Raw genomic sequence first — 6,183 nt, 5'->3', positions numbered from 1 at the left:
CGACCGGGTCGTGGCTGAGTACGGGGTCGCTGTTCTCCGCGCAGTCGCGGTGGTCGGTGCTGTCCTGGCGTTCCTCCGGCGGCTTCCTGGCCGTGGGAGCGGCAGGAACTGCGGCTGCCGGAGGCGCCTTGCTGCTGGCCCGGCTGCTGCGCGATGCGGACACCGGCGGTCGCCGCTGAGCGGACCGGAGTATCAGGGCGTCCGGCGGGGAGCGAGGACGCAGAGTTCGTGGTCCTCCGGGTCGGTGAGGCACTTCCACGGGACGTCGCCCTGGCCGAGGTCGAGAACGTGGGCGTCGAGGGCGAGCAGCCGGGCCACCTCCGCCGCGTGGTCGTCACCCGCGTACGGCAGCAGGTCGATGTGGACGCGGTCCGGCGCCGTCTTCGCGTCGGGGTTGCGGAGGAACTCGATGTAGGGGCCGACGTCCTTGGCGGAGCGCAGCCGGGCGTGCTGGTCGGTCACCTCGTGGACGTTCCAGTCGGTTGCCTCGCCCCAGAACCGGGCCATGGCACGCGGGTCCGCGCAGTCGACGACCACCGCGGCGATCGGCCCGGTGTCGCGGTAGATCTCGCGGGGCTCCAGGACGCAGAACTCGTTGCCCTCCGGGTCGGCGAGGACCGTCCACGGTACGTCGCCCTGTCCGATGTCGACGGGCGTCGCGCCGAGTGCTTTGAGACGGGCGACCAGCTCCGCCTGGTGGGCGGCGGAGGTGGTGGCGAGGTCGATGTGCACGCGGTTCTTCGCCGGTGTCTTGGCTTCAGGGACGATGACGACGTCGACGCAGATGGCGGCCGGGTCCGGCCAGGTGTAGTCGCCGCCGGGTTCGGCGTTGGTCACGCCGGGTCCTTCGCTGGACACCTCCCAGCCGAGGGCTTGTGCCCAGAACTGGCCGACGACCGTGTCGTCGAGGGCCTTGATGTTCACGTTTACCGGTCGCAGAGGCATGTCGGCGACCTTATGCATCCTGTTGCGGCATGCACAGCTGCCGTCATCAAACAGAGATCAACTCGCAGGTCGGCCTGGTCGGACTGGTCGGGGCCGGGCGTGTCAGGATCGGCGGAGGCCGGTCCGTGCGGGGAGGGTGGTCATGCCGAGCGCTGCGGCGGAACCGGTGAGGAACCGGGAGGGAACTGGCGGCGGTTGGGCATGGGCTCCTCCATGGGCAGCGGGACGGACATGCCGAACGGGCCGAACGGGCCGAACGGGACGGACGGGACGGGACGGGCGGGTCGGACGGGACGGCGATGGGTGGATCGGGTCGGACGACCAGGATCATCTGTGTGCGGACGAGGTGGAGACCATTGACTGCGTATGACATATCTGTGACAGCCGGCGAGGGGGCGGCGGAGGTGTCGGCGTGCTGCGCGGCGAGCCGGGCCGCGGGCAGCGGCTCGCAGTCGGCCCCCGCCTCCGTGCCGGCCTCCGTCCCTGCCGCCGTGTCCCCTCCCGCGTCTTCGGCCCGTCGTGCTTCGGGCAAGGGCATGGTGACGCTGCCCGGCGGGACGTTCCGGATGGGCAACGAGGACGAGTACGCCAATCCCGGTGACGGGGAGGGGCCGGTGCGCGAGGTGACCGTCTCCGCTTTCCGTATCGACGAGCACGCGGTCACCAACGCGCAGTTCGCCGCGTTCGTGAAGGAGACGGGATTTGTGACCGCTGCCGAGCGGTTCGGATGGTCGTACGTCTTCGCGGGCTTTCTGACGCCCGGCCAGGTGCGCGCGGCACCCGCACCCGGCGGGACACCGTGGTGGCGCGGAGTGCAGGGCGCGACCTGGCGGGCGCCGGAGGGGCCCGGCTCCGGTGTCGGGGACCGGGCGCGGCATCCGGTGACGCATGTGAGCTGGGACGATGCGAGTGCCTACGCCGCCTGGGCGGGCAAGCGGCTGCCCACCGAGGCGGAGTGGGAGTTCGCCGCGCGGGGAGGCCTCGATCAGGCGCGCTACCCCTGGGGCGACGAGCTGACGCCGCGGGGCCGGTGGCGGTGCAACATCTGGCAGGGCAGGTTCCCGGTGGTGAACACCGGCGAGGACGGCCACAGGGGCACGGCGCCGGTGGACGCCTACCGGCCCAACGCGTACGGCCTGTTCAACGTGGTGGGCAATGTGTGGGAGTGGGTCGGTGACCGCTTCACGGCCCTGCACGACGCGGCTCCCGCGGTGGACCCGCGAGGGCCGGGAGAGGGCGGCTCCCGGGTGATGCGGGGCGGCTCGTACCTGTGCCACGACTCGTACTGCAACCGCTACCGGGTGGCGGCCCGTACCTCCAACACCCCGGACTCCAGCAGCGGGAACTGCGGGTTCCGGTGCGCGGCGGAGGCGTAGTCCGCGGACTGCCGGGGAGGGCGGGCGGGGTGGCGGCGTGAGCGCGGACCTCTACGAAGTCATGTCCCGGAGCCGGGCGCCGACCGGGCCCAGCGGGGGAGGCGCGAGGTGGTGTTCGCGGCGCAGGGCCGAGCGGGCGGCCAGGTAGCCGGACATGCCGTGCACGCTGGGGCCCGGCGGGGTGGACGCGGAGCACAGGTATACGCCGGCCAGCGGTGTGCGGTAGGGGTCCCAGCGCGGGGCGGGGCGCAGCAGGGACTGGCGCAGGGTCATGGCGCCGGATCCGATGTCTCCGCCGACGTAGTTGGGGTTGTAGCTTTCCAACTCGGCTGCTGCCACGCCTCGTTCGGCGATGATCGTGTCGCCGAAGCCGGGGGCGTAGTGCTCGATGTGTCTGCGGACCATGTCCACGGGGTTCCTCGGGTCGCCGGCCGGTACATGCGCGTAGGCCCACACCGGGCGGCGGCCGTCCGCGTTCGCGCGGCCCGGGTCGGTGACGGCCGGGTCGACGACGAGGACGAACGGGCGCTCGCCGGGTCTGCCGCGTGCGGTGGCGGTCTCCGTGCGGCGCATCTCGGCCTGGCTGCCGCCCAGATGGACCGTACCGGCGCGGCCCACCACGGGGTTGGTCCACGGGATGGGGCCGCTGACGAGGAAGTCCACCTTGGCGGCGCCCGGGCCGTAGCGGAAGCGTTCCAGGCTGCGCCGGTAGCCGGCGGGCAGCCGGTCGCCCGCGATGGCGAGGAGTCCTTTGGCGCTGGTGTCGCAGAACACCAGCGGTACGCCGTCGAATTCGCGCAGGTCGGTGACCCGGTGCCCGGTGTGCAGGGTGCCGCCGTGGGCGATGATGTCGTCGGCCATCGCCTGCGCGATGCGTGCGCTGCCGCCCTCGGGCAGTGGCCAGCCCGTGGAGTGGGCCAGGTGTCCCAGCAGCAGGCCCACGGCGGAGGACGCCAGGGAGGGCAGTTTGCCCACGCTGTGGGCGGCCACCCCGGTGAGCAGTGCCGTGGCCTCCTCGGTGCGCAGCGGGGAGCGCCGGGCGGCGTGTGCCAGCACGCGCGGAATCAGGTGCAGTGCGGCGGCCGTGTCGTCCGGCATGCCGCGCTGGCCGGACAGGACGAGGTCGACCACGCCGCTGCTGCGCGCCACCAGTGGTGCCATCAGCCGCAGCCACCGCTCGCGGTCCGGGCCGAGTTCCTGCGCGGTGCGCTCCAGGCTGCGGTGGGCGGCCACGGCCCGGCCGCGGGACAGGGGGTGGGCGTAGGCGATGTCGGGCTGGATGAGCCGCACACCGCGTGCCGCCAGGTCGAATTCGCGGAAGAACGCCGAGGCGGCGGCCATCGGGTGGACCGCCGCGCAGATGTCGTGCGTGACGTCGGAGGCGAAGAGGGGTTGGGTGCGCAGGCCGCCGCCGATGGTATCGGCCTGCTCGTGCAGCTCGACGCGCAGACCGGCCCTGGCCAGGGTCACGGCTGCGGCCAGTCCGTTGGGCCCGGTGCCGATGACCGCGGCATCAGGTCGGTTGCTCATGCGTTCCTCTCGCAGACGTAGCAGGTCGTGGGGTGCCGGGTGCCGGGTGCGGGGTGCCGGAGGTCAGGTCCCGGAGCGGTCGCAGGGCTTTCAGACCCGTGGCTCCCACCGGAACTTGCGGACGGCGATCCAGGCGAACAGCGCGGTCCACGCACCGGCGAGCAGGACGCGGGCCAGCGCGTCGAGCAGGGTCAGGTCGCCGGTCCAGCCGGTGCGCACGAGGTCGACCGTGGAGGACATCGGGGCGAACAGCAGGGCGTCGCCGAGCGCGTCCGGCAGGATCTCCCGCGGGATGTAGACGCCCGAGATCATCGGCAGGACGAACATCGCGGGGAGGGTGGCGACCGCGACGGATTCCATGGTGCGGCACAGTGCGGCGGTGGCCGCCGCCATCGCCGTCATCAGGGCCAGGCCGGTGAGGATTCCGGCGAGGGCCGCCAGGGGCTGGCGCGGCGCGATGCCGAAGATCACGGAGACTCCCGTGACGACGACCAGGAGCTGTACGGCGCATACGACGACGTACATGGAGGCGCCGCCCGCCAGGATCACGCGGTCCGAGACCTCGCCGGTGCGCAGCCGTTTGAGGACCAGTTCCTCTCTGCGGGCCACGTAGAGGCTGGTGATGAAGGAGTAGAGGGAGAAGACCAGCAGGACACCGACCGAGGTGGACACCATGACCGGCCCCGGATTGAGGCCGCTGGCGTCGAGGTTCATCTGCTCCTGGGCGAACTGGAGCGCCACCAGGACCATCAGCGGGACGAAGACGGCGTACAGGTAATTGACCTTGAGCCGGTTGAAGAGCTTCCACTCGATGCGGAACATCGCCTTCATGTGCTGGGTGGTCTGCTGCTGGGTGGTCTGCTGACGGGCGGTCTGCTGCTGGGTGGTCTGCGTGCTCATGCAGCGGCCTCCTGTTCGCGGGTGTCGTCGCCAGGGGCACGGCTGTCGTCGCCATCACCGGGAAGGCCGTCGTCGCGGCCGGCGAGGCGGATGAAGGCTTCTTCGAGGGAGGCCGGTCGTGCGGTGAATCGGTCCAGGACCACGTCGTGGGCTTCGGCCCAGGAGAGCAGTCGTGCGGCGTCCTTCTGGAGGCTGTCCGTGGTCACGGTCACGCGTCCGTTCGCGTCGTCCGTCACCTTGCCGCCGACGGGAAGGTCGTGCGCGGTGTGGCCGGCGCCGAGGCCGAAGGAGAGGGTGGAGGGATGCTCGGCCACGATCTCGGAGACGGTGCCGGAGGCGGCGATCCGGCCCCGGTGCATGATCGCCAGGTGGTCGGCGAGGGATTCGGCCTCTTCGAGGTAGTGCGTCGTCAGCAGGATGGTCACGCCTTCGCCGCGCAGCTTCTTGATGAGCTGCCAGGTGGCGTGGCGTCCCTCCGGGTCCATGCCGGCGGTCGGTTCGTCGAGGAAGAGGATCTCGGTGCGTGCCAGCGTCGCGGTGGCCAGCGCGAGGCGGCGTTTCTCGCCGCCGGAGAGGTTTTGCACCATGACGTCGGCGCGGTGGGCGAGTCCGGCGAGTTCCAGTGCCGCGGCGACCGGACGCGGTCGCGTGGTGAACTCCGCCCACATCCGCACGGTCTCTTCCACCGTCAGATGGGAGATGAAGCCGCCTTCTTGCAGCATCACGCCGGTACGCGGGCGGATGTGGCGGCGGTCGGTGACCGGGTCGTGGGTACCGAAGATCCGGATCGTTCCGCGGTGCGGCTTGGCCAGGCCCTCGAGCAGCTCCACCGTGGAGGTCTTGCCCGCGCCGTTGGTGCCCAGGAGGGCGAACAGCTGGCCTGGCATGACCGAGAAGCTGATGCCGCGCACCGCGTCGAAGCCCTTGGCGGCGCTTCCGTAGCGGCGCCACAGGTCCTCTACGTGAATATGACTTTTTGTCGCTTCATGCATGGATGTCCGATCCGTGATGTGCGGGGGGTGGATTCAGTCAGGAGAACATGTCGTGGGTCGTTCGCGCACGCCCTCGATGACATTGATCGAATTCTTACCGGAGATTTTCCGGAATAGTCCATTCCGTATCGGTGTGATGCGCGTCACATAGGCAAAGACTTGCTATAGCGCAGGTAATGATCGTTATGGTTGTGCTCGCAAGATCACGCATCTGACCCATGCGTCGGTTAACGGGGAAGTGACGCAGTGCTCCGAACGTCTTGAGGGGCCTGCGTAGTTATAGGGGCAGTGCCCTCTTTTGTATTCTCGCCCACGCTTTTCGCCGTGGGCTCGCCTTCCCGTTTTTCGGCGTCATACCGCTAAGGAAGGTAATTGTGGCCAAGATCGCCGATTTCATGAACGAGCAGAAGCTCGGCCCCATCGACCAGGGTCTGACCTGT

The 6,183-nt window shown here is 70.3% G+C and carries 5 protein-coding genes; 1 reads left to right on the top strand and 4 read right to left on the bottom strand.

The window, feature by feature from the left end; all coding sequences use genetic code 11:
• Window positions 1-192 precede the first annotated feature (192 nt).
• Window positions 193-945, bottom strand: coding sequence for a VOC family protein (locus ACQKIP_RS37100; protein WP_365854917.1), 753 nt, complete (start codon window positions 943-945; stop codon window positions 193-195).
• Between the two features lie 404 nt (window positions 946-1,349).
• Here ACQKIP_RS37100 and ACQKIP_RS37095 point away from each other — a divergent pair, with 404 nt between their 5' ends.
• Window positions 1,350-2,321 carry a formylglycine-generating enzyme family protein gene (locus ACQKIP_RS37095; RefSeq protein ID WP_427745145.1) on the top strand — a complete coding sequence of 324 codons (972 nt, stop codon included), beginning with the start codon at window positions 1,350-1,352 and terminating at the stop codon, window positions 2,319-2,321.
• Window positions 2,322-2,372: 51 nt separating this feature from the next.
• On the opposite strand, the gene ACQKIP_RS37090 is transcribed toward ACQKIP_RS37095, so the two are convergent.
• The 3 genes from ACQKIP_RS37090 to ACQKIP_RS37080 form a co-directional block, all read right to left on the bottom strand.
• On the bottom strand, window positions 2,373-3,851 hold the full coding sequence (locus tag ACQKIP_RS37090; RefSeq protein WP_365854915.1) for a phytoene desaturase family protein: 1,479 nt from the start codon (window positions 3,849-3,851) through the stop codon (window positions 2,373-2,375).
• A 90-nt stretch (window positions 3,852-3,941) separates the two neighbouring features.
• Window positions 3,942-4,751, bottom strand: a complete 810-nt coding sequence (locus ACQKIP_RS37085) for an ABC transporter permease (RefSeq protein WP_365854913.1) — start codon at window positions 4,749-4,751, stop codon at window positions 3,942-3,944.
• Window positions 4,748-5,743, bottom strand: a complete 996-nt coding sequence (locus tag ACQKIP_RS37080) for an ABC transporter ATP-binding protein (RefSeq protein WP_365854911.1) — start codon at window positions 5,741-5,743, stop codon at window positions 4,748-4,750. The genes ACQKIP_RS37085 and ACQKIP_RS37080 overlap by 4 nt, the downstream gene beginning before the upstream one ends.
• Between the last annotated feature and the right edge of the window lie 440 nt (window positions 5,744-6,183).

The organism is Streptomyces sp. NPDC059900 (genome assembly GCF_050270335.1).
Lineage (GTDB): Bacteria > Actinomycetota > Actinomycetes > Streptomycetales > Streptomycetaceae > Streptomyces.
Note: the sequence above shows the minus strand (reverse complement) of the source record. Positions and strands in the feature narration are given on the sequence as shown.